The organism is Brevundimonas sp. (assembly GCF_032017145.1).
Classification (GTDB): Bacteria; Pseudomonadota; Alphaproteobacteria; order Caulobacterales; family Caulobacteraceae; genus Brevundimonas.
In genome coordinates this window covers 1-19,535 of the sequence record NZ_DALZQC010000036.1, presented here as the reverse complement: position 1 = coordinate 19,535, position 19,535 = coordinate 1, and the positions used below count along the sequence as shown (strand labels likewise).

The window sequence follows — 19,535 nt, the reverse complement described above, 5'->3', positions numbered from 1 at the left end:
AGAATAAACCACAGAGTGAGGGCCTCAGAACGGAAAGCGCAACAGTTTTGTTGCACTGCGGCGACGCCTATTGCGCGGCCACCGCCTTCATCGACACCGCGACGTCCGCCAGCTTGTCCGCATCCACAGACGTTCCCTTGGCGATCAGCTGTTTGCCGGCCATGAACTCGGGCGGGGCGTTGACCGCCTCGACGCAGACGATGCGGTCGCCGGCCAGATGGAACACGGCGAAACTTCCAGCGCCTGCATCGCCGCGCACCACCTGACGATCCGCCTCGAACGGCAGGCCGGCGATCTGCAGCTTGTATTCGTACTGGTCCGACCAGAACCACGGAACCTCGGGCGCCGGCGCCGGCCGTCCCACGATGGCGGCGGCCGCCTGTTTGGCCTGTTCCAGGGCGTTGGGCACGCTCTCCAGCCGATGATGCACGCCGCCGTGGACGGGGATCGGGCGGCGCGTCATGTCGCCGATGGCGAAGATGGCCGGATCGCTGGTCCGCGCCTGATCGTCCACCACCACCCCGTCGTCGCACCGCAGACCCGCCGAACGGGGCAGGCCGTCGCAGGCCAGGGCGCCGACGCCGACCAGCACGGCGTCCGCCGGAACCACCGTTCCATCGGCTAATGTCACGCCGTCCCGCGCCACGGCGACTACCTCGGCCCCCGTCAGGATTTCGACGCCCCGCGCCCGATGCTGTTCGGTGAAAAAGGCCGAAAGCGCCTCGGACGCCACCCGCGCCAGCACGCGCGGCGCCCGTTCGATGACGACGGCCTCGGCCCCCAAGGCGCGGGCGGACGCCGCCGCCTCCAGCCCCACATAGCCGCCGCCGACCACCGCCAGCCGCCTGCCCGGCCCCAGCACCGCCTTCAGCCGTTCGGCGTCCTTCAGGGTGCGAAGCTCCAGCAGATCGGGATGGTCCGCGCCCGGAACCGGCAGTTTGCGCGCCGTCGATCCGGTCGCCAGCACCAGCACCTCATAGGTTTCCGACGATCCGTCATGGAAGGCGACCGTCTTCGCCTCCGGGTGGATGGCCACGGCGACGGTCGATGGTCGGAAGTCGATGTCCTGCTCGGCATAGAAACTGAGAGGCCGCAGCAGCAGGGCCTCCAGATCCGCCTCGCCCTTCAGCCACGCCTTGGACAGCGGCGGACGCTGATACGGCGGCGCATCCTCTTCACCCGCCAGCACGATCGGCCCCTCATGGCCGTACTGCCGAAGAAAGGCCGCGACAGAGCCGCCCGCGTGTCCCGCGCCGATGATCAGAACCTTAGTCATGAAGACGCAGATAGTGCGAGACACACGATCTGTCTCCTCCCTGCGAAGCGGGGAGGTGGCGCGGCGCCCTTTCAGCGCCGTGACGGAGGGGCCCTTCGCCGCATCGCAGGCGCCTGTTGACCGTCAAGAGCCCCTCCACCCCGCTTCGCGCGGTCCCCCTCCCCGCTCCGCAGGGAGGAGACGAACACCCTTGACCGTTCCATTGTTACAGCATAGTGGAACGCGCATGACGACCCCACCCGCCCGCGCAGCCCTTCACGACGCCCTGCTGTCGATGCAGACGCGCGAGGAGATGGACGCCTTTCTGGCCGACCTCTGCACGCCCGCCGAACTGCGCGCCTTCGCCGAGCGCTGGCAGGTCGCGCGCCTGCTGGATGCGGGCGGCAAATCCTATCGCGAGATCGCGGCCGAGGCCCATGCCAGCCCCACCACCGTCGTCCGCGTCGCCCGTTATCTGAAAGACATGCCGCATCAGGGATACCGCATCGCCCTGGACCGGCTGAAAGCCTGAGTATCCGAACATGAGCACTGTCCAGGGTCGGCTCCGCATCGCCGTCCAGAAATCCGGCCGTCTGGCCGACCGCAGCCTCGACCTGATCCGCGACGCGGGCCTGAAATGGGTCAAGGGTCACAACGACCTGCTGTACCGGGTCGAGAATTATCCCATCGACCTGCTGCGCGTCCGCGACGACGACATCCCTACCTTCGTGGCGGACGGGGTCTGCGATCTGGGCATCGTCGGCGAGAATGTGCTGGAGGAAGGCAAGAACGGGGGCGCAAACGCCTCCATCGTCATGCCCCTGGGCTTCGGTCGCTGCACGCTGAAGATCGCCACGCCCCCGACCCTGGCCTATGACGGCCCGGCCTCGCTGGATGGGCTACGCATCGCGACCTCCTATCCCAAGATCCTGCGGAAATATCTGGATGAACGCGGCGTCAAGGCCGATATCGTCGTCATGCGCGGCGCCGTCGAGGTCGCGCCCCGGCTGAAACTGGCCGCCGCCATCTGCGATCTGGTTTCGACCGGCGCGACGCTGGAGGCCAACGGCCTGGGGGCCAAGGATACGGTGTTGGAAAGCCAAGCCGTGTTGATACAGTCCCCCGTCGCCCCCGAGCCCGGCCTCCAGCCCCTGCTGGACAGCGTCATCGAACGGATGGCGGGCGTGGTGTCCTCGCAGGGCGCCAAATACGTCATGCTGAATGCGCCACGCGCCTCACTGGACCAGATCACCGCCATCCTGCCCGGCGCCGGTTCGCCGACCGTCATGCCCCTGATGGGCCGCGACGATGCGGTCGCCGTCCACGCCGTCTGTCAGGAGGCCGTCTTCTGGGAGACGCTGGAGAAGCTGAAGGCCGCCGGGGCCTCGGCCATTCTGGTTCTGCCCATCGAGAAGATGATGTGATGACCGAAACCGCATTCAAGCGCATCGACTGGTCGTCGCTGGACGCCGCCGGAAAGAAGGCGGCGCTGGCCCGTCCGGCCCAGCGTACGGCCGGCGACGTGACCGAGGTGGTCCGCACCATTCTGAACGACGTGCAGATGCGCGGCGGCGCCGCCCTGACCGAATGGTGCCTGAAGCTGGACAAGGCCCCGCCCCGCCGTATCGCCATCACGCCCGAGACCGTCGCCGAGGCGCGCAACGCCCTGCCCCCCGCCGACGTCCGCGCCCTGCGGATGGCCGCCGACAATGTGCGCGTCTTCCACCAGGCGACCAAGCCGGAGGACACCCCCTTCATCGAGACCACGCCCGGCGTGCGCTCGAAGCTGGCGTGGCGGCCCATCGCCTCGGCGGGCCTCTATATTCCCGGCGGTACGGCGCCCCTGTTCTCGTCCCTGCTGATGCTGGCCATCCCGGCCGGGGTGGCGGGCGTGGGCCGGCTGGTCGCCGTGACGCCCCCGAACAAGGGCGGCGGCGTCCACCCCGCCATGATCCTGGCCGCCGCAGAGGCCGGTCTGGACGCCATCTGGCTGATGGGCGGGGCACAGGCCATCGCCGCCCTGACCTTCGGCGTCGAGCTGGAGGACGGGGTCATCCCCGCCTGCGACAAGCTGTTCGGACCCGGCAACGCCTACGTCGCCGAGGCCAAGAAACAGGCGTCCGCACTGCCCGGCGGTCCCGCAGTCGACATGCCCGCCGGCCCGTCCGAGTTGATGGTCATCGTGGATCGCGACGCCGCCCCCGAGATCGCCGCCGCCGACCTGCTCAGCCAGGCCGAACACGACGCCGACGCCCAGGTCCTGCTGGTCTCCACCAGCCGCGCCACCATCGACTACATCCTGACCGAGGTCGAGGTTCAGGTCGCCACCCTGCCGCGCGAAGCCATCGCCCGCGCCTCGTTGCAGGAGGCCCGCGCCATTCTGGTGCGCGATCTGGACGCCGCCGCAGAGGTGGCCAACCTGTACGGCCCCGAACATCTGGCCATTCAGATCGACGATCCCGAGCCGCTGGTCGATTCGATCAATGCTGCAGGCGCGATCTTCGTCGGCCGTTTCGCCGCCGAGACGCTGGGCGACTATGCCGCTGGTCCCAGCCACGTCCTGCCGACCGATGGAGGCGCAAAGACGCTGGGCGGCGTCACCACCGCCAGCTTCATGACCACGATGTCGGTTCAGTTGGTGACAGAGGCCGGCGCCCGCCAACTGGCCCCCATCGCCGCCCGCCTGGCCCGGATGGAGGGTCTGGAAGCTCACGCCCGCGCCGCCGACCTGAGGAGCGAGGGATGAGCCTGATTGCAAATACCCTTCTCCCCTCGGGAGAGAAGGTGGGCCCGAAGGGCTCGGATGAGGGGGCTCCGTCCGCCTCGCTGATGGCGGGAGCGGGTCTGTATCCGGCAGCCCCCTCATCCGTCTCGCTCCGCGAGCCACCTTCTCCTCCGAGGGGAGAAGGAGACCTGTCATGACCCTGCCCGCGCCCTATGCCCCGCTGGTCTCCGGCGGCGACGGCCTGGACCGCTACCCCAGTGACGCCTCGGCGCTGGCGACACGCATGGCCGCCCTCTACGCCACGCCGGTCGAGACGGTTCTGCCCGTCCGCGGCCTGACCCACGGGCTAGAGTTGGCCTGGCGGCTGGCGGCCCGCGACGGCGGCTCGGTCGAGGCCCCAAGGGCCAAACCCTACGACAGCCTCGCCGCCATCTATCCGTCCAAGGGCGAAGCCGCCGTCGTCGTCATCCGCGCGCTGGGCTCGCCCGAGGCCGTCGCCGAAATGGCCGCCCGCGTCGCCCCCGCCCTGCTGGTGGTGGACGAGGGCCTGATCGAGTTCTCCGACAGCGCATCGGCCGTCACTGTCGTCGCCGATCAGCCGAACCTGGTCGTTTTGCGCAGCCTGTCCCTGGCCTATGGCCTGGCCGGCGCGCGGGTCGGCGCCGCGATCGGCCAGCCTCAGACGCTGGCCCGGCTGGCGTCGGTCGTCGAACCCTACGCCCTGCCCGAGCCGCTGGTGCGGCTGGCGCAGCAGGCGCTGGACCCGTCGCGCATGATCGAGACCGCCGAACGCATCGCCTCGGTCCGACGCGAACGCGAGCGGATCGCCCGCGAACTGGGCCGCCTGATGCCGGTCGAACCCGGCGTCGGCCCCATCGTCATGACCCGGCCCGAAGACCCCGCCGCGGCGCTGGCGGGCCTGAAAGCCTATGGCGTCGAGGCCGATCTGTCGGGCGACCGTCTGCGCCTGCCCGTCTCGATCAAGCCCGAGGTCAACGACCGGCTGCTGGCCGCCTTCGGCCTGACGCCCGCCAAGCGCCGCGCATCGCGCGTGGGTCAGGCCGTGCGCGACACCAAGGAGACCCGCATCGTCTGCGCCGTCGATCTGGATGCGCCCGGCCCGATCAGAATTGAAACCGGCGTCGGCTTCTTTGACCATATGCTGGAGCAGATCGCGGCCCACGGCGGCTTTTCGCTGCGGCTGCAATGCGAAGGCGACCTGCACACCGACCCGCACCACACCATCGAGGACAGCGCCATCGCCCTGGGTCAGGCGCTGAAACAGGCGCTGGGCGAACGCAAGGGCATCGCCCGCTATGGCTTCGTCCTGCCGATGGATGAGGCCAACGCAACCGTCTCCATCGACCTGTCGGGTCGGCCCTATCCGCTGTTCGAAGGCACGTTCGAGACGCCCTTCATCGGCGACTATCGCACCGACCTGACCGCCCACGTCTTCCGCTCCCTGGCCGAGGCCATGGGCGCCGCCGTCCACATCAAGGTCACGGGCCAGGACGATCACCACAAGACCGAGGCCGTCTACAAGGCCTTCGGTCGCGCCCTGCGCCAGGCCATCCGCATCGAGGGCGACGCGGTGCCGTCCACAAAAGGTGTTCTGTGACCGAGGTTGCCGTCATCGCCTACGGCGCCGGCAATGTCGCCTCCGTCCAGTTCGCGCTGGAGCGACTGGGCGCGACCGTGCGCCTAACCGACGATCCGGCCGTGATAGCCGAAGCCGAGCGGGTCATCCTGCCCGGCGTCGGGGCGGCGGGTTACGCCATGCGTCGCCTGGCGGAACTGAACCTGATCGAACCCCTGCGCGCCTTTCCGCGCCCCCTGATGGGCGTCTGCCTGGGTCAGCAGTTGCTGTTCGGATCGAGCGACGAGGGCGACAGCGTCGAACTGCTGGGCGTCATCCCCGGCGTGGTGAAACGTCTGGAGCCGTCCGAGCCCCTGCCCGTGCCGCACATGGGCTGGAGCCGCCTGACGCGCGACCGCGACGATCCGCTGCTGGAAGGCGTCGCCGACGGTGCCTACGCCTATTTCGTCCACGGCTTCGTCTGTCCCGACGGGCCGGCGACCCTGGCGCGCGCCGACTATGGCGGGCCGGTCCCGGCCGTGGTGCGCTCCGACAACCGCTGGGGCTGCCAGTTCCACCCCGAACGCTCGGCCGAGGCCGGGGCGGCGATCTTGCGGAACTTCCTGGAGGTCGCCGCGTGAGCCGCATCGTCGCCCCCTCTCCGTCATCCTCGGGCTTGACCCGAGGATCGGACCATCCGCTGCTTGTGCGACGACCGACCCGCACGAACCGATCCACGCCCGATCCTCGGATCAAGCCCGAGGATGACGAACGGAAGCCAAGCCCATGCTGATCTATCCCGCCATCGACCTGAAGGCCGGAGTCTGCGTGCGGCTGATGCACGGCAAGTTCGACCAGGTGACCCAGTATGACGAACAGCCCGCCGCCCGCCTGACCGCCTTCGCGGCCGAGGGCGCGCAGTGGATTCACATCGTCGATCTGGACGGCGCCGAGGCGGGCGAGGCCGTGCAGCACGCCCTGATCGGCGAACTGACCCAGGCCATCGACGTCAAGGTCCAGTCGGGCGGAGGCGTCCGCAGCGCCAACGATGTGGCCAAGCTGCTGGATTCGGGCGTCTCGCGCGTCGTCGTCGGCTCCCTGGCCGTGACCCAGCCCAACGACGTCGCCGCCTGGCTGAAGGGGTTCGGGGTCGAGCGCATCACCCTGGCCCTGGACGTCAAGATCGAGGACGGCGTGCCGGCGCCGGCGCTGAAGGGCTGGACCCAGTCCTCGGGCGTCACCCTGTGGGAGGCGCTGGACCGCTATCCGAAGGGAACGGCCAAACATCTGCTGGTGACGGATGTCGGTCGCGACGGCGCCCTGACCGGGCCGAACCTGGAGCTGCTGGCGGAAATCCGCAGGCGACGTCCCGACCTGGTGCTTCAGGCCTCAGGCGGCGTCTCGTCGCTGGATGACCTCGGCGCCATCAAGGCTCTGGGCTGCAACGGCGCCATCGTCGGCCGCGCACTCTACGAGGGCTGTTTCACCCTGCCCGAAGCCATAGCGGCGGCGGCATGACCGCCCCGTTCGCAAGCATAAGGGCGGTCCAATGACCGCCCGGCGCATCATCCCCTGCCTGGACGTCAAGGACGGGCGGGTGGTCAAGGGCGTGAAGTTCGTCGGCCACACCGACATGGGCGACGCTGCGGAACTGGCCGCCCGCTATCGCGACGCGGGCGCCGACGAACTGGTCTTCTATGACATCACCGCCAGTCCCCAGGGGCGCACGCTGGACTATGGCTGGATCAGGGATATCGCCCGGCTGCTGGACATCCCCTTCTGCGTCGCCGGCGGCATCCGCAGCGTGGATCAGGCGGCCCGCTGCCTGGACCACGGGGCGGACAAGGTGTCGATCAACTCCCCCGCCCTGGAGCGACCCGAACTGATCGCGGAGATGGCCGAACGGCTGGGCGGCCAGTGCGTCGTCGTCGGCGTCGACAGCCGGTTCGAGGACGGCGACTGGGTGGTCCACAAATACACCGGCGACCCCGATGCGCGCCGCCGCGCCGGCAAGCGCACCCTGGACTGGCTGGATCAGGCGCAAGCCCTGGGCGCCGGCGAGATCGTGCTGAACTGCATCGACCAGGACGGGGTGCGTCGGGGCTATGACATCGAACAGCTGTCGGCCGCCCGCGCGCGCCTGAACATCCCCCTGATCGCCTCGGGCGGGGCCGGCGCGCCGGAGCATTTCAGGGACGTGTTCGACCAGGCCGACGTGTCCGGCGCCCTGGCCGCCAGCGTCTTCCACACCGGCGCCATCGCCATACCGGACCTGAAACGATACCTGGCGGGCGAAGGGTTGGAGATGCGGATATGATCCTCCCCCATGGAGCGCAGCGGAACGGGGGAGGGGGACCGCGAAGCGGTGGAGGGGGCGGACCCGCACTCCATTGCGAGACGTTCTGCATCCCGCCCGATTTCGCCCCCTCCACCACGCTGCGCGTGGTCCCCCTCCCCCGCTGCGCGGTGGAGGATCAGGAACAACGACCATGATCGACCCCGACACAATCGACTTCGAAAAAGGGAATGGCCTTGTTCCCGTCGTGGTGCAGGATGCGGCGACGCTCCAGGTCCTGACCCTGGCCTATATGGACCGCGCGGCGCTGGACGAGACCCTGGCGTCGGGTGAAGCCACCTTCTTCTCGCGCTCGCGTGGCGGACGGTGGAGGAAGGGCGAGACCTCCGGTGACCGGCTGCATGTCGTGGGCATCACGCCCGACTGCGACAACGACGCCCTGGTCCTGTCGGTCCGGCCGGTCGGCAACGCCTGCCACCTGAACCGGACCAGCTGTTTCGGCGACCTCGACGCACCCAGCGTGGGCCGCATCGCCCGGCTGGAACAGACCATCGCCCGCCGCGCCGCCGCCGATCCGTCCGAAAGCTGGACCGCCAAACTGATCGCCCAGGGCCCCAAACGCATCGCCCAGAAGGTGGGCGAAGAGGGCGTCGAGACCGCCCTGGCCGGCGTCGCCGGGCCGGACGAGGAACTCGCCAGCGAGGCTGCGGATTTGGTCTATCACCTGCTCGTTCTTCTCCATGCCCGTAACATGGTGTTTCAGGACGTGCTGGATGTGTTGGCCTCACGCGCCGAAGCGGGCAAAGGCCAACCTGCACCTTAACGGCGTCGATCCCACAAAGCGGGATCGCTGAAGGGATACTTCATGGCGGCTCTCATTCTGTTCGGCGGCGGCGGCGATCTGGCGATGCGCATGCTGCTGCCGTCGCTGTATTTCCTCGAGCACGACGGCCTGCTGCCCGACGGGCTGAAGATCATCGGCGCGGCCCGTTCCGAAGAGAGCGCCGACGACTATGTCGCCAAAGTCCACGACGCCGTGAAGGCCAAGGCCGAGGCCGACAAGGCGTGGGACGAGGACAGCTGGTCGCGCATGAAGGCGCGTCTGGATTATCTGGCGGTGGACGCCACCTCGCCCGACAGCCTGAAGCCGCTGAAGGACAAGGTGGGCGACGGCGAGGTCACGTCGTTCCTGGCCGTGTCCCCGTCGCTCTACGCCCGCATCGTCACGGCGATGAAGGCCGCCGGCCTGGCCGAGAAGAACTGCCGCATCGTTCTGGAGAAGCCGGTCGGGCGCGACCTGACGTCCTTCCTGGAAATCGACGACGCCGTGGCCCACGCCTTCAGCGAGAACCAGGTGTTCCGCATCGACCACTATCTGGGCAAGGAGACGGTGCAGAACCTGATCGCCCTGCGGTTCGGCAACACCATCTTCGAGCCTCTGTGGAACAATCTGTCGATCGACCACGTCCAGATCACTATCGGCGAGACCGTGGGGGTCGGCGACCGCTGGCCCTATTACGACGAATACGGCGCCCTGCGGGACATGCTGCAGAACCACATGCTGCAGCTGCTGTGCCTGGTGGCGATGGAGCCGCCCAGCGACCTGGACCCGGACTCGGTGCGAAACGAGAAGGTCAAGGTGCTGCGCTCGCTTCGCCCCATCACCCCCGACGAGGCCGAGCGCGTCACCGTGCGCGGCCAGTATGTGGCCGGGACCAGCGAGGGCAAGCCGGTCAAGGGCTATGACGAGGAGCGGGGCCAGGATTCGGACACCGAGACCTTCGTCGCCATCCGCGCCGACATCGACAACTGGCGCTGGGCCGGTGTGCCCTTCTTCATGCGGACCGGCAAGCGACTGCCGGAGAAGCGCACCGAGATCGTCATCCAGTTCAAGCCGGTGCCCCACTCGATCTTCGACCGCGACGATCGCGGAGAGGTCACGGCGAACCGGATGATCATCGAGCTTCAGCCGGAGGAAGACATCTCCCTGACGGTCATGAACAAACGCCCCGGCCTGGACCGGCGTATGCAGCTTCAGCCGATCAAGATGAGCCTGTCTTGGGGTGTCGACGGCAAGGGCGACGCCCCGCCGCGCCGCCGCATCGCCTATGAGCGCCTTCTGCTGGATGCGATGGCGGGCGATTCCACCCTGTTCGTCCGTCGCGACGAGGCGGAACAGGCCTGGAAATGGGTGGACGAGGTGTCCGAGGCCTGGGCCGAATCCGGCCTTAAGCCCGACGAATATGTCGCCGGGACCTGGGGTCCCGACAGCGCCGACATGCTGATGATGCGGACCGGCCGCGACTGGAACACGACCGATGTCTGAGATTCCTGCAATCGAAACCTTCGCCGGCGTCGATGTCTGGGCCGAGGCCATCGCGGCCCGGCTGAGCGAAACCCTGGCCGTCGCCCTGCGCGACAAGGGCGCGGCCCTGTTTGCAGGCCCGGGCGGTTCGACGCCCGCCCCCGTCTATCGCCGGTTGGCGGCGACCGATCTGGACTGGTCCAGGGTCGGCGTGACCCTGGTGGACGAGCGGTATGTTCCCGAAACCTCGCCGGAGTCCAACGCCCGACTGATCCGCGACGTTTTGTTGCAGGACAAGGCGGCGACGGCGCGCTTCATCCCCCTCTATACGCCCGAAGTCACGGTGGACCGGGCGGCCATGGTGGCCGCCAAGGCCCTGGCGGACGCCGGCGGACGGTTCGATGCGGTCCTGCTCGGCATGGGCGAGGATGGCCACATCTGCTCCATGTTCCCCGAAAGCCCGACGCTGAAGACCCTGCTGACGCCGACGCTGAAACCCACGGTCCTGGGCGTGCCCCACGGCCGCGACGGCATGGCGCCCAGCCTGGAGCGGCTGTCGATCAACCTGCCCTATCTGATGTCGGCCGGTCGCGTGATCCTGGGTCTGAAGGGCGCCGCCAAGCGTCGCGTCTTCGAACAAGAGGCCAAGGGCGATCCGAAGATCCAGCCCATCGCCGCCCTGATCGCCGCCGGCGTTCCCCTTGAAGTTCTGTGGACGGAGGAAGGCTGATATGGCGCTTCATCCCACCGTGGCGGCTGTCACCGCCCGCATCATCGAGAAAAGCCGCGAGACCCGCACCGACTATATCCGTCGCATGGACGCCGCCCGCGACAGCGGGACCGGACGCGCCAAACTGTCCTGCGCCAACTGGGCCCACGCCTTCGCGGGCCAGACCATCGCCGACAAGCTGACGGCGATGGACGGGTCCAAGCCGAACCTGGGCATCGTCACCGCCTATAACGACATGCTGTCGGCCCACCAGCCGTTCGAGCGTTTCCCGGATGTGGTGCGCGCGGCGGTGCGCGAGGTCGGCGCCACCGCCCAGGTCGCCGGCGGCACGCCCGCCATGTGCGATGGGGTCACGCAAGGTCGCCCCGGCATGGAGCTGTCGCTGTTCAGCCGCGACGTCATCGCCATGTCGGCGGGCGTGGCCCTGACTCACGACGCCTTCGACGCCGGTCTGATGCTGGGCGTGTGCGACAAGATCGTGCCCGGCCTGTTCATGGGCGCCCTGGCGTTCGGCCACCTGCCCGTCGTCTTCGCGCCCGCAGGCCCCATGCCGTCGGGCATTCCCAATGCGGAAAAGGCCCGCGTCCGCGCCGAATACGCGCAGAACAAGGTCGATCGCCAGACCCTGCTGGAAAGCGAGATCGGCAGCTATCACTCGCCCGGCACCTGCACCTTCTACGGCACCGCCAACTCCAACCAGATGATGATGGAGCTGGGCGGGCTGCACATGCCCTCCACCGCCTTCGTCCATCCCGACACCGGCCTGCGCGACGCCCTAACGACGGCGGCGGCGAAACGGGCGGTCGAACTGGCCCGCAGCGGCGAGTGCCGCATGGCCGACGTCATCGACGAGAAGGCCATCGTCAACATGATCGTGGCCCTTCTGGCCACCGGCGGCTCGACCAACCACGCCATCCATCTGGTCGCCATGGCGCGGGCGGCGGGGGTGCTGATCGACTGGACCGACATGGACGAACTGTCCTCGGTCACGCCGCTGCTGGCGCGGGTCTATCCCAACGGCTCGGCCGATGTGAACGCCTTCCAGGCCGCCGGCGGCGTGGCCTTCATCGCGCGCGAACTGGCCCAGGCGGGCAATATCCACACCGATGTCACCACCATCATGGGCCAGGGGATCGAGGCCTATTTCCAGGAGCCGTCGATGGTGGACGGCGAACTGGTCTGGCGCGACGGGGTCAGCGAGAGTCTGGATCGCGACATCCTGCGCCCCGCCTCGGACCCGTTCGACCACGAGGGGGGGCTGCGTCTGGTCCAGGGCGACCTGGGCCGCGCGGTCATCAAGATCTCGGCCGTGAAGCCCGAGAACCGAATCGTCGAGGCGCCCGCCGCCGTGTTCGAAACCCAGGAAGACGCGCTGCAGGCCTTCAAGGACGGCAAGCTGTTCCGCGACGTGGTCGTGGTCCTGCGCTTCCAGGGGCCAAAGGCCAACGGCATGCCCGAACTGCACAGCCTGTCGCCCGCCCTGTCGGTCATCCAGGACAAGGGGTTCAAGGTCGCCTTCGTCACCGACGGCCGCATGTCGGGCGCCAGCGGCAAGACGCCCGCCGCCATTCACGTCAGCCCCGAAGCCCTTGCCGGCGGTCCCTTGGCCCATGTGCAGGACGGGGACATCATCCGTCTGGACCCCGAGGCCGGAGTTCTGACCACCGTCGGCGTCGGCGATCTGACCGCCCGACCCGCCGCCAGCCGCACGCCCGCCATCGCCCAGGGTTCGTCCTGGGGCTATGGCCGCGAACTGTTCGGCGCCTTCCGCCACGTCGTCACGACCGCCGAGCAGGGGGCCACCGTCTGTTTCGCCCTGCCTAGCGAGGGTAATGGCCACGACGACACGCCGCCCAATCCCAACTTCGTCGACCGGACCGTGGACGCCTGATCCACCGAACCGAGCGCAGGAAACGCCCAGAATGAATGACAAGACCCTCCTCGTCGGCGACGTCGGCGGCACCAACGCCCGCTTCGCCCTGGCCCGCATGGTGGATGGACAGCCCGTGCTGGACCACCACGACAGCTTCCCGGCGGAAACCTATCCGACCTTCCTGGAAGGCGTCGCCGCCTTCATCGACGGCTGCGAGGTCAAGCCGACCGGCGGCGTCATCGCCGTGGCCGGTCCCGTCACGGACGGCGCCATCGACCTGACCAACTCGCCCTGGCAGGTGTCGGAGAGCGAACTTCAGACCCTGGGTCTGAAGCCGGTCAAGCTGATCAATGATTTCGAGGCCCTGGCCTGGGGCGCGCCCGTGGTGCCGGCGGATCAGTTGGAAAGCCTGGGCGGGCCGGTCGACGGCGATCCCCATTCGACCGTCGCCGTGCTGGGTCCCGGCACCGGCTTCGGCGTCGCGGCCCTGGTGCGCGACGCCCACGGCAAGGAGATGGCCATGCCGTCCGAGGGCGGCCACGCCTGCTTCCCCCCCGGCGATCCGGTCGAGGACGGGATCCTGCGCATCCTGCGCCGCCGCTATGATCGGGTGTCGATCGAACGTCTGATCTGCGGCCCCGGCCTGTTGAACATGCACCGGGCCCTGGCCGAGATCGACGGGCGCGAAACCCATGTCGACGACCCCGCCGAGATCACCAAGACGGCGCTGGAAGACCCCAACAGCCCATGCGGCGCGACCCTGGCCCGCTTCTGCGCCATCCTGGGCGCCGTCGCCGGCGACATCGCCCTGACCACCGGTGCGCGCGGCGGGGTCTATATCGCCGGCGGCATCGTTCCCCGCATCCTGCCCTTCATCAAGGCCAGCCCCTTCCGCCAGCGGTTCGAGCGCAAGGGCCGGTTCAAGGACTATATGTCCGAAATCCCGACCAAGGTGATCATGCACAAGCACGCCGCCCTGCTGGGGGCCGCCCGCGTCGCCTTCGCCGAGGCCGAAGGCTAAGGCGATCACGCAAATCTCACGGCGGCGTGAACCGATCCGCCGCCGTGACGTTTCCTCGTCTCCACAAAGGAGAGGAAACCCAAGATGAAAAAGTTCGCCATCGCCGCCGCTTCGGTCTTCATGCTGGCCGGCGTCGCCGCCTGCGGTGAAAGCGCCGCCGACAAGGCCGCCGAAAAGCAAGCCGACGCCATCGAAGCGACGGGCGAAGCCCGCGCCGACCAACTGGAAGCCCAGGCTGCGACCGCTCCGACCGAAGCCCAGAAGGACGCCCTGAACGCCCAGGCCGATCAGGTCGAGAAGAACGCCGACCGCAAGGCCGACCGCGTCGAACAACAGGGCGGCAACGCTGACGGCGGCATGACCACGTCGAACACGCCGTCGACCCACTAAGTCCGTTTACGGATGGATCGGCCCCCGTCGCTCGCGACGGGGGCTTTTTCATACCCGGCGATCAGTCGATGCACAGGGTCGGGCCGACCTTGCCGTTGACGACCGTGGCGTGGCAGCCGAAGCGATCGCTGGTCGCCTGGCACACGCCGGCGGTCGCCGTTCCCGCCGCTATGCCCGTATTGCCCTCGACGCGGCAATCGCCCTGGCACTGGGCGCCGTCGGTGCAGCGCTTGCCGGCGTCGGCGTAGCTGATCACGCACTGCCAGGACTGCATCCGTCCGACCTGCTTCATCGCGCCGCCGCGCGTGGCGCAGGCCGAGGCCTCGGCGCTCTGCATCGGCGCGCCGGAACCTGCGCTCGTCGTGGTGTGGGGCGTGCAGGCGGCCGCCAGAAGCGCGGCGGCGGCGATGATCGAGATACGCATCATGCGATCCTTCCCTTGGTGAAGCCCGACCACACGTCGTCATAATCCAGCTGCATCTGAGGCGATTGCGACGCCCATTTCGTGACGCGGATGGGCGCGCGGGTCTCGAACATGAAGGCCAGGGTGTTTTCGATCTTGTGCGGCTTCAGCTCGGCCTTGATCGCGCCCTCGTAGCTGGCCTGGTCCGGGCCGTGTCCGCTCATGCGATTGTGCAGCGACGCCCCGCCCGGCGCGAAACCGCCGGCCTTGGCGTCATAGGCGCCGGTGACCAGCCCCATGAACTCGCTCATGACGTTCCGGTGGAACCAGGGGGGACGGAAGGTGTGTTCGGCCACCATCCAGCGCGGCGGGAAGATGACGAAGTCGATGTTGGCCGTGCCGTGCGTCTCCGACGGACTGGTCAGGACGGTGAAGATCGACGGATCCGGGTGGTCGTAGCTGACAGTGTTTATGGTGTTGAACCGCGCCGTGTCATAGCGGCAGGGCGCCAGGTTGCCGTGCCATGCCACGACGTCCAGCGGGCTGTGGTCGAAGGTCGTGGCCCACAGACGGCCGCCATATTTCTGCACGCACTCGGTCGGGCGATCCACGTCCTCATAGGCCGCGACCGGGGTCTCGAAATCGCGCGGATTGGCCAGGCCGTTCGCGCCGATGGGGCCCAGGTCCGGCAGGCGGAACGGACTGCCGTAGTTCTCGCAGACATAGCCCCGCACCGGCCCCTCGACCTCGACGCGGAAGCGCACGCCGCGCGGGATCAGGACGATCTGGCCGGGCCGGGCCTCGATCACCCCCATCTCGGTGACGAAGCGATGCGCCCCCTCCTGGGGCACGATCAGCAGTTCGCCGTCCGCGTCGTAGAAGACCCGGTCGATCATCGAACGGTTGGCGACATACAGATGGATGCCCGCGCCCGCCCCGGCGTCCGGCTCGCCGTTGCCGCCATAGGTGGCCAGCCCCTCGACCCAGTCGGTGGGGGCTTCAGGCATGGGCAACGGGTCCCAGCGCATCCTGTTGGGATTGGGCGGCGTCTCGTCGAACGGCCCGGAGCGCACCCGGCCCTGGTCGAACGGCCGATAGGGTCCGTGCTGGGCCGAAGGCCGCAGGCGATAGAGCCAGCTTCGGCGGTTTTCGGCGCGCGGGGCGGTGAAGGCCGTGCCCGACAGCTGTTCGGCGTACAGGCCCATCGGCGTCTGCTGCGGCGAGTTCTGGCCCTGCGGCAGGGCGCCGGGCGCGGCCTCGGTCGCGAAATGATTGCCGAAGCCGGTCATGTAGGCGGGCGCGTTGGATCGCGTCATATGGTGTCTCCCTATGCCCCCGGTTTAGACCCCGCACACGCCAGCGTCACCCTGTCGCGCGGACGGCGGTCAGACCTTGGACGGCAGGAAGGGCGAGAAGGTGATGACGGTGAAGGTGTCGCGCACGTGCGAGCGCGTCTGGACCTGCTTCGTGACGAAGGTGCCGATATCGGCCTCGCGCGGCAGGTTGAACTTGGCCAGCAGATCGTGCTGGCCCGAGGTGGAATAGACCTCGGACACATTCTCCACATTGTCCACGATGTCGGCCGCCACGTCGTTGGCGTAGCCCAGCTCGCATTTGATGAAGACGAAGATGGCGGTCATCATGGCCGTGGCCTTCCTGAAGTTTGGACGCCTTCTAGCCCATGGCGACCGCCGCCGAAACGGCCGAGGGCGTTGATCAGCGCAACCGCTTGCTGACCCAGACCAGGGCGGGGTCGTCCTCGACCGGAGCAACGTCGAAGCCCATGTCGTTCTCGACCTGCAGGGCGGCGTGGTTGGCGCGATCCTCCAGCGATTCCACCACCGCATAGCCGCGCGCCCGCGCCTCGGCCACCAGCCGTTCCAGCAGGGTCCAGCCGATCCCCCGCCCCTTCAGATCGCCGCGCAACAGGATGGCGGCCTCGGCCCGTTCGCCCGCCGCGTCGCCCGCCAGGACGGCGGTCGCCGCAATGGTCCCGTCCTCGCCCCAGGCGATCAGGCTCTCGCCGTTCGCCGAAGGCTTTTCGATCAAGGCCAGCAGTTGGTCGTGACCGGGCGCACCCAGGGTGGAGAGGAAGCGGAACCGCATATCCTCCGGCGTCACCCTGGCGAAGAAGGCGGCCAGGGCGCGCTCGTCCTCTCCGCGCGCCGCGCGGACCTCCAGACGCAGACCCGTGCGGGTGACGAGCCGTTCGCGATCGAGCAGGGTCATGGGCTTCTCCTTTGCCCGACCCTCGACCCTTCGGCCGCGCCGCGCCTTGACCTCGATCAAGACCGGCGAATGAAACAATATGTTCCGTCGCCTCACCGCGAAGCTGGCGCCCCGGGCTTTGGTCTGGGCCGGGCCTGCGATAAGCAGAACGCCGAACGGCCCACACGATCCCGCCGCATCGGGACCATCAGGAGACAGACCATGGCCCATGATCGCGTCAGCGTGCTTCAGGCGCTGGAGACCCAGGGCGTCTGCCCCGTCTTCTATCATCCCGATCCCGAGGTCAGCCTGAACGTGATCCGCGCCTGCGCGCGCGGCGGCGCGCCGGTGGTGGAGTTCACCAATCGCGGCGACTTCGCCTGCGACCTGTTCGGCGAGATCAATCGCGAACTGATCAAGACCGATCCGCACGTCGTGCTGGGCATCGGATCGGTGGTCGATAGCGGCACGGCGGCGCTCTATCTGAACCGGGGCGCGCGCTTCGTGGTCAGCCCCTGCCTGGTTCCCGACGTGGCCAAGGTCTGCAACCGGCGCATGGTCGCCTACTTCCCCGGCTGCGGTTCGGTGACGGACATCGGCGAGGCCCACGAACTGGGCTGCGACATCGTCAAACTGTTCCCCGGTTCGTCGGTCGGCGGGCCGGACTTCGTCAAGGCGGTCAAGGGACCGATGCCCTGGGTCAAGATCATGCCGACCGGCGGCGTCGATCCCGACGAAGCCTCCATCGCCAAATGGTTCGGCGCCGGCATCGTGGCGGCGGGCATGGGCTCAAAACTGGTGACGGACGCGGCGGTCAAGGCCGGCGACTGGACGGCCATCGAGACCTCCGTGCGTGCGGCCGTGGACGCCGTGGCGGCCTTCCGCGCGTCAAGAGCCGCCTGAGACCGTCAGCGGGCGGGCCGGTCCTGGCCGGCGCGATCCGGTACGTTCTTCGTCTCCGGCCCGTCTTGACGCGCGGCGTTGCGACGGGCGGCGCCCTTGCGCTGCAACAGGGGCGTCATGGCCTTGCGCTCTGCCGGCGTCAGGGTGGCCAGCAGGGCCACCGCCCCGGTCTCCAGCCGCTGACGCCCACGCATCTCGGCGGCGCGCGACTGTTCCAGCAGGGCCTGGACGCGGGGGGCGTCCAGCGTCGGCTGGCCAGCGACGGCGATCGCCTCGCGCCGCGCCGCCCGCGCCGCTTCGAAATCGGGACGGGCCGACAGGGCGGTTTCACGCAAGGAAACGCGCACCCGCTGGCGCACCGCCGGATCCAGCCCGGCCAGCACCTCGGCCAGCGGTCCTTCGCGGCCGCCCCGGCGCTGTTCCTCGATCCGCCGTTCGATCTTGTCGCGACCGACGACATAGGTCACGCCCCCCGCCACGGCGAACAGGTTCAGGGCCACCGATACGGCCAGGGCGATCTTCAGCGTCTTGGTCGTCATCCCAGAACCTCGGTGTCGTCCACCCCTGTCAGGGCCGATTGATAGAGCACCGCATCCGCCCGCGCATCGGCGGTCAGATGGCTGGTCAGGCCGACGCCCGCCACCACGCCGGCGCAGGCCGCCGCCGCCCAGCCGGCGCCCAGATACCAGACAGCCTGACGCCACCGCCCGCTGGTCTTCGGTCGAGGCGCCGCCGCCAGGACGCGCGCCGTCAGCGCCGCCGAAGGGACCGGCGCCGGCGCCGTGTCCAGCAGGGCGTCCAGCGCCGCGGCCTGGTCCAGCACATTCCGCAACGACGGATCGGCAGCCAGCAGGCTGTCGGCGAAGGCGCGCTGGTCCGCAGGCCAGCGACGCAGGTCCGCGCCATAGGCGTCCGCCAGGGCCTGCAACCGTTCCGCCTTCATCGTCCGTCTCCCTTAACGGCGGTGATCGGAGACATATCCGACAGCGCCTGACGCAATGCGCGACGACCGCGCGACAACAAACTCTCCAGCGCCTCGACGCTGATCGCCATCAGGGCGGCCGCCTCGATATTGGACAGCTCCTGATAATGGCACAGCACGATGGCCTCGCGCTGACGGACGGGCAGCCGCTTCAAGGCCGCCGTCACCCGCGCGCCGGTCTCGGCGGCCAGCAGCCCCCGATCCGGTCCCGGCCCCTCGTCCGGTCGATCCGGCGGCGCATCGGTCGGGATTTCGCGCCGGCGCCTCAGCCGGTCGTAACAGAGGTTCAGCGCCACCCGGTGCAGCCAGGTGTCGAACCGGGCCTGGCCAGGCCGCCATTTCGGGGCCTGTCGCCAGGCCCTGAGCATGGCCTCCTGCGCCACGTCCTCGGCCTCGGCCGCATCGCCCAGCATCCGCTGCGCCAGAGCCAGGATGCGCGGCAGCTTGCTGGCGACCAACGCCTGCGACGCCGCCGGGTCGCCCTGACCCACGCGGCGCACCAGTTCCTCGTCGGGGTCGACGATGGCGACCAAGCCTGCCTCTTCCGCTGCGGACGAAAGGGACCGATTCGTCCATGACGGCCGACCCCGACACCGTTCTTACTCCGAAGCCGGAGCCGGGGAAGCCGCTTGTGGCGCCGGACGCGCGGCCTGGCGCGCCGCACGACGGGCCTGACGATCCGCGCGGTGGGCGGTCATGGCGGCGCGACGCTCGTCAGGCGAGATCACGCCGTCGCGGTTGGCGTCCATCTTGTCGAACCGTTCGCCCAGCTTGGCGGCGACCTCCGAGATCGCCACCGGACCGCGTTCGCGACCCTCGCGGCCCGGACCGCGCATGGCGTGACGCGGACCGCCGCGACGACCCTCGC

At 68.9% G+C, this 19,535-nt stretch carries 23 protein-coding genes; 14 read left to right on the top strand and 9 right to left on the bottom strand.

Annotated elements, in window-relative coordinates; translation table 11 throughout:
* Positions 1-67: 67 nt before the first annotated feature.
* Entirely contained in the window at positions 68-1,276 is a 1,209-nt protein-coding gene (locus tag RTU05_RS08135; RefSeq protein ID WP_312597284.1) for an FAD-dependent oxidoreductase, read from the bottom strand.
* Positions 1,277-1,502: 226 nt separating this feature from the next.
* On the opposite strand from RTU05_RS08135, the gene RTU05_RS08130 reads away from it, so the two are divergent.
* The 13 genes from RTU05_RS08130 to RTU05_RS08070 all read left to right on the top strand — a co-directional run bounded on the left by RTU05_RS08130 (position 1,503) and on the right by RTU05_RS08070 (position 14,171).
* Positions 1,503-1,787 (top strand): YerC/YecD family TrpR-related protein, encoded by a 285-nt coding sequence (locus tag RTU05_RS08130; protein WP_312597282.1) that lies wholly within the window; start codon positions 1,503-1,505, stop codon positions 1,785-1,787.
* 10 nt (positions 1,788-1,797) lie between these two features.
* The gene (gene hisG, locus RTU05_RS08125) at positions 1,798-2,679 is read left to right on the top strand and encodes an ATP phosphoribosyltransferase (RefSeq protein WP_312597280.1); all 882 of its coding nucleotides are present in this window, start codon (positions 1,798-1,800) and stop codon (positions 2,677-2,679) included.
* Positions 2,679-4,001 (top strand): histidinol dehydrogenase, encoded by a 1,323-nt coding sequence (hisD, locus tag RTU05_RS08120; protein WP_312597278.1) that lies wholly within the window; start codon positions 2,679-2,681, stop codon positions 3,999-4,001. The genes hisG and hisD overlap by 1 nt, the downstream gene beginning before the upstream one ends.
* Positions 4,002-4,173: 172 nt before the next feature.
* Positions 4,174-5,598 carry an imidazoleglycerol-phosphate dehydratase HisB gene (gene hisB / locus RTU05_RS08115; RefSeq protein ID WP_312597277.1) on the top strand — a complete coding sequence of 475 codons (1,425 nt, stop codon included), beginning with the start codon at positions 4,174-4,176 and terminating at the stop codon, positions 5,596-5,598.
* The gene (gene hisH / locus RTU05_RS08110) at positions 5,595-6,197 is read left to right on the top strand and encodes an imidazole glycerol phosphate synthase subunit HisH (RefSeq protein WP_312597276.1); all 603 of its coding nucleotides are present in this window, start codon (positions 5,595-5,597) and stop codon (positions 6,195-6,197) included. Before hisB ends, hisH begins: the two co-directional genes overlap by 4 nt.
* A 145-nt stretch (positions 6,198-6,342) precedes the next feature.
* The gene (gene hisA / locus RTU05_RS08105; protein WP_312597274.1) at positions 6,343-7,074 is read left to right on the top strand and encodes a 1-(5-phosphoribosyl)-5-[(5-phosphoribosylamino)methylideneamino]imidazole-4-carboxamide isomerase; all 732 of its coding nucleotides are present in this window, start codon (positions 6,343-6,345) and stop codon (positions 7,072-7,074) included.
* 31 nt (positions 7,075-7,105) lie between these two features.
* Entirely contained in the window at positions 7,106-7,873 is a 768-nt protein-coding gene (gene hisF, locus RTU05_RS08100; RefSeq protein WP_312597272.1) for an imidazole glycerol phosphate synthase subunit HisF, read from the top strand.
* A 172-nt stretch (positions 7,874-8,045) separates the two neighbouring features.
* Positions 8,046-8,675 (top strand): bifunctional phosphoribosyl-AMP cyclohydrolase/phosphoribosyl-ATP diphosphatase HisIE, encoded by a 630-nt coding sequence (gene hisIE, locus RTU05_RS08095; RefSeq protein WP_312597270.1) that lies wholly within the window; start codon positions 8,046-8,048, stop codon positions 8,673-8,675.
* A gap of 42 nt (positions 8,676-8,717) precedes the next feature.
* Positions 8,718-10,178 carry a glucose-6-phosphate dehydrogenase gene (zwf, locus tag RTU05_RS08090; protein WP_312597268.1) on the top strand — a complete coding sequence of 487 codons (1,461 nt, stop codon included), beginning with the start codon at positions 8,718-8,720 and terminating at the stop codon, positions 10,176-10,178.
* On the top strand, positions 10,171-10,887 hold the full coding sequence (pgl, locus tag RTU05_RS08085; RefSeq protein ID WP_312597266.1) for a 6-phosphogluconolactonase: 717 nt from the start codon (positions 10,171-10,173) through the stop codon (positions 10,885-10,887). The genes zwf and pgl overlap by 8 nt, the downstream gene beginning before the upstream one ends.
* A gap of 1 nt (position 10,888) precedes the next feature.
* Positions 10,889-12,778 carry a phosphogluconate dehydratase gene (edd, locus tag RTU05_RS08080; RefSeq protein WP_312597264.1) on the top strand — a complete coding sequence of 630 codons (1,890 nt, stop codon included), beginning with the start codon at positions 10,889-10,891 and terminating at the stop codon, positions 12,776-12,778.
* Positions 12,720-13,781 (top strand): glucokinase, encoded by a 1,062-nt coding sequence (gene glk / locus RTU05_RS08075; protein ID WP_312597262.1) that lies wholly within the window; start codon positions 12,720-12,722, stop codon positions 13,779-13,781. Before edd ends, glk begins: the two co-directional genes overlap by 59 nt.
* A gap of 84 nt (positions 13,782-13,865) precedes the next feature.
* Positions 13,866-14,171 carry a hypothetical protein gene (locus RTU05_RS08070; RefSeq protein ID WP_312597260.1) on the top strand — a complete coding sequence of 102 codons (306 nt, stop codon included), beginning with the start codon at positions 13,866-13,868 and terminating at the stop codon, positions 14,169-14,171.
* A gap of 61 nt (positions 14,172-14,232) precedes the next feature.
* Here the strand turns inward: RTU05_RS08070 and RTU05_RS08065 are convergent, their stop codons facing one another.
* The 4 genes from RTU05_RS08065 to RTU05_RS08050 form a co-directional block, all read right to left on the bottom strand.
* The gene (locus RTU05_RS08065) at positions 14,233-14,595 is read right to left on the bottom strand and encodes a hypothetical protein (protein ID WP_312597258.1); all 363 of its coding nucleotides are present in this window, start codon (positions 14,593-14,595) and stop codon (positions 14,233-14,235) included.
* A complete protein-coding gene (hmgA, locus tag RTU05_RS08060) occupies positions 14,595-15,890 on the bottom strand; it encodes a homogentisate 1,2-dioxygenase (protein ID WP_312597256.1) in 1,296 nt (431 codons plus the stop codon). The genes RTU05_RS08065 and hmgA overlap by 1 nt, the downstream gene beginning before the upstream one ends.
* Positions 15,891-15,959: 69 nt before the next feature.
* Complete coding sequence (locus tag RTU05_RS08055) at positions 15,960-16,217, bottom strand: Lrp/AsnC ligand binding domain-containing protein (protein ID WP_312597254.1); 258 nt, start codon at positions 16,215-16,217, stop codon at positions 15,960-15,962.
* Between the two features lie 73 nt (positions 16,218-16,290).
* A complete protein-coding gene (locus RTU05_RS08050) occupies positions 16,291-16,803 on the bottom strand; it encodes a GNAT family N-acetyltransferase (protein ID WP_312597252.1) in 513 nt (170 codons plus the stop codon).
* Between the two features lie 201 nt (positions 16,804-17,004).
* Between RTU05_RS08050 and RTU05_RS08045 the strand changes: the two genes are divergently transcribed.
* Complete coding sequence (locus RTU05_RS08045) at positions 17,005-17,685, top strand: bifunctional 4-hydroxy-2-oxoglutarate aldolase/2-dehydro-3-deoxy-phosphogluconate aldolase (protein WP_312597251.1); 681 nt, start codon at positions 17,005-17,007, stop codon at positions 17,683-17,685.
* 5 nt (positions 17,686-17,690) lie between these two features.
* Here the strand turns inward: RTU05_RS08045 and RTU05_RS08040 are convergent, their stop codons facing one another.
* From RTU05_RS08040 to RTU05_RS08025, 4 genes are all read right to left on the bottom strand, one after another.
* The gene (locus RTU05_RS08040) at positions 17,691-18,224 is read right to left on the bottom strand and encodes a periplasmic heavy metal sensor (RefSeq protein WP_312597250.1); all 534 of its coding nucleotides are present in this window, start codon (positions 18,222-18,224) and stop codon (positions 17,691-17,693) included.
* Positions 18,221-18,628, bottom strand: a complete 408-nt coding sequence (locus RTU05_RS08035) for a hypothetical protein (RefSeq protein WP_312597248.1) — start codon at positions 18,626-18,628, stop codon at positions 18,221-18,223. Before RTU05_RS08035 ends, RTU05_RS08040 begins: the two co-directional genes overlap by 4 nt.
* On the bottom strand, positions 18,625-19,200 hold the full coding sequence (locus tag RTU05_RS08030) for an RNA polymerase sigma factor (protein WP_312597246.1): 576 nt from the start codon (positions 19,198-19,200) through the stop codon (positions 18,625-18,627). The genes RTU05_RS08035 and RTU05_RS08030 overlap by 4 nt, the downstream gene beginning before the upstream one ends.
* A gap of 66 nt (positions 19,201-19,266) precedes the next feature.
* Positions 19,267-19,535 (bottom strand): EF-hand domain-containing protein (locus RTU05_RS08025; RefSeq protein WP_312597244.1); only part of this gene is annotated, 269 nt, incomplete at its 5' end.

Excerpts from the sequence above, each read along its gene's own strand:
- RTU05_RS08135 (WP_312597284.1), bottom strand. The coding sequence starts at position 1,276 with ATGACTAAGGTTCTGATCATCGGCGCGGGACACGCGGGCGGCTCTGTC.
- RTU05_RS08130 (WP_312597282.1), top strand. The coding sequence starts at position 1,503 with ATGACGACCCCACCCGCCCGCGCAGCCCTTCACGACGCCCTGCTGTCG.
- hisG (WP_312597280.1), top strand. The coding sequence starts at position 1,798 with ATGAGCACTGTCCAGGGTCGGCTCCGCATCGCCGTCCAGAAATCCGGC.
- hisD (WP_312597278.1), top strand. The coding sequence starts at position 2,679 with ATGACCGAAACCGCATTCAAGCGCATCGACTGGTCGTCGCTGGACGCC.
- hisB (WP_312597277.1), top strand. The coding sequence starts at position 4,174 with ATGACCCTGCCCGCGCCCTATGCCCCGCTGGTCTCCGGCGGCGACGGC.
- hisA (WP_312597274.1), top strand. The coding sequence starts at position 6,343 with ATGCTGATCTATCCCGCCATCGACCTGAAGGCCGGAGTCTGCGTGCGG.
- hisF (WP_312597272.1), top strand. The coding sequence starts at position 7,106 with ATGACCGCCCGGCGCATCATCCCCTGCCTGGACGTCAAGGACGGGCGG.
- hisIE (WP_312597270.1), top strand. The coding sequence starts at position 8,046 with ATGATCGACCCCGACACAATCGACTTCGAAAAAGGGAATGGCCTTGTT.
- zwf (WP_312597268.1), top strand. The coding sequence starts at position 8,718 with ATGGCGGCTCTCATTCTGTTCGGCGGCGGCGGCGATCTGGCGATGCGC.
- pgl (WP_312597266.1), top strand. The coding sequence starts at position 10,171 with ATGTCTGAGATTCCTGCAATCGAAACCTTCGCCGGCGTCGATGTCTGG.
- edd (WP_312597264.1), top strand. The coding sequence starts at position 10,889 with ATGGCGCTTCATCCCACCGTGGCGGCTGTCACCGCCCGCATCATCGAG.
- glk (WP_312597262.1), top strand. The coding sequence starts at position 12,720 with ATGGCCACGACGACACGCCGCCCAATCCCAACTTCGTCGACCGGACCG.
- RTU05_RS08070 (WP_312597260.1), top strand. The coding sequence starts at position 13,866 with ATGAAAAAGTTCGCCATCGCCGCCGCTTCGGTCTTCATGCTGGCCGGC.
- RTU05_RS08065 (WP_312597258.1), bottom strand. The coding sequence starts at position 14,595 with ATGCGTATCTCGATCATCGCCGCCGCCGCGCTTCTGGCGGCCGCCTGC.
- hmgA (WP_312597256.1), bottom strand. The coding sequence starts at position 15,890 with ATGACGCGATCCAACGCGCCCGCCTACATGACCGGCTTCGGCAATCAT.
- RTU05_RS08055 (WP_312597254.1), bottom strand. The coding sequence starts at position 16,217 with ATGATGACCGCCATCTTCGTCTTCATCAAATGCGAGCTGGGCTACGCC.
- RTU05_RS08050 (WP_312597252.1), bottom strand. The coding sequence starts at position 16,803 with ATGACCCTGCTCGATCGCGAACGGCTCGTCACCCGCACGGGTCTGCGT.
- RTU05_RS08045 (WP_312597251.1), top strand. The coding sequence starts at position 17,005 with ATGGCCCATGATCGCGTCAGCGTGCTTCAGGCGCTGGAGACCCAGGGC.
- RTU05_RS08040 (WP_312597250.1), bottom strand. The coding sequence starts at position 18,224 with ATGACGACCAAGACGCTGAAGATCGCCCTGGCCGTATCGGTGGCCCTG.
- RTU05_RS08035 (WP_312597248.1), bottom strand. The coding sequence starts at position 18,628 with ATGAAGGCGGAACGGTTGCAGGCCCTGGCGGACGCCTATGGCGCGGAC.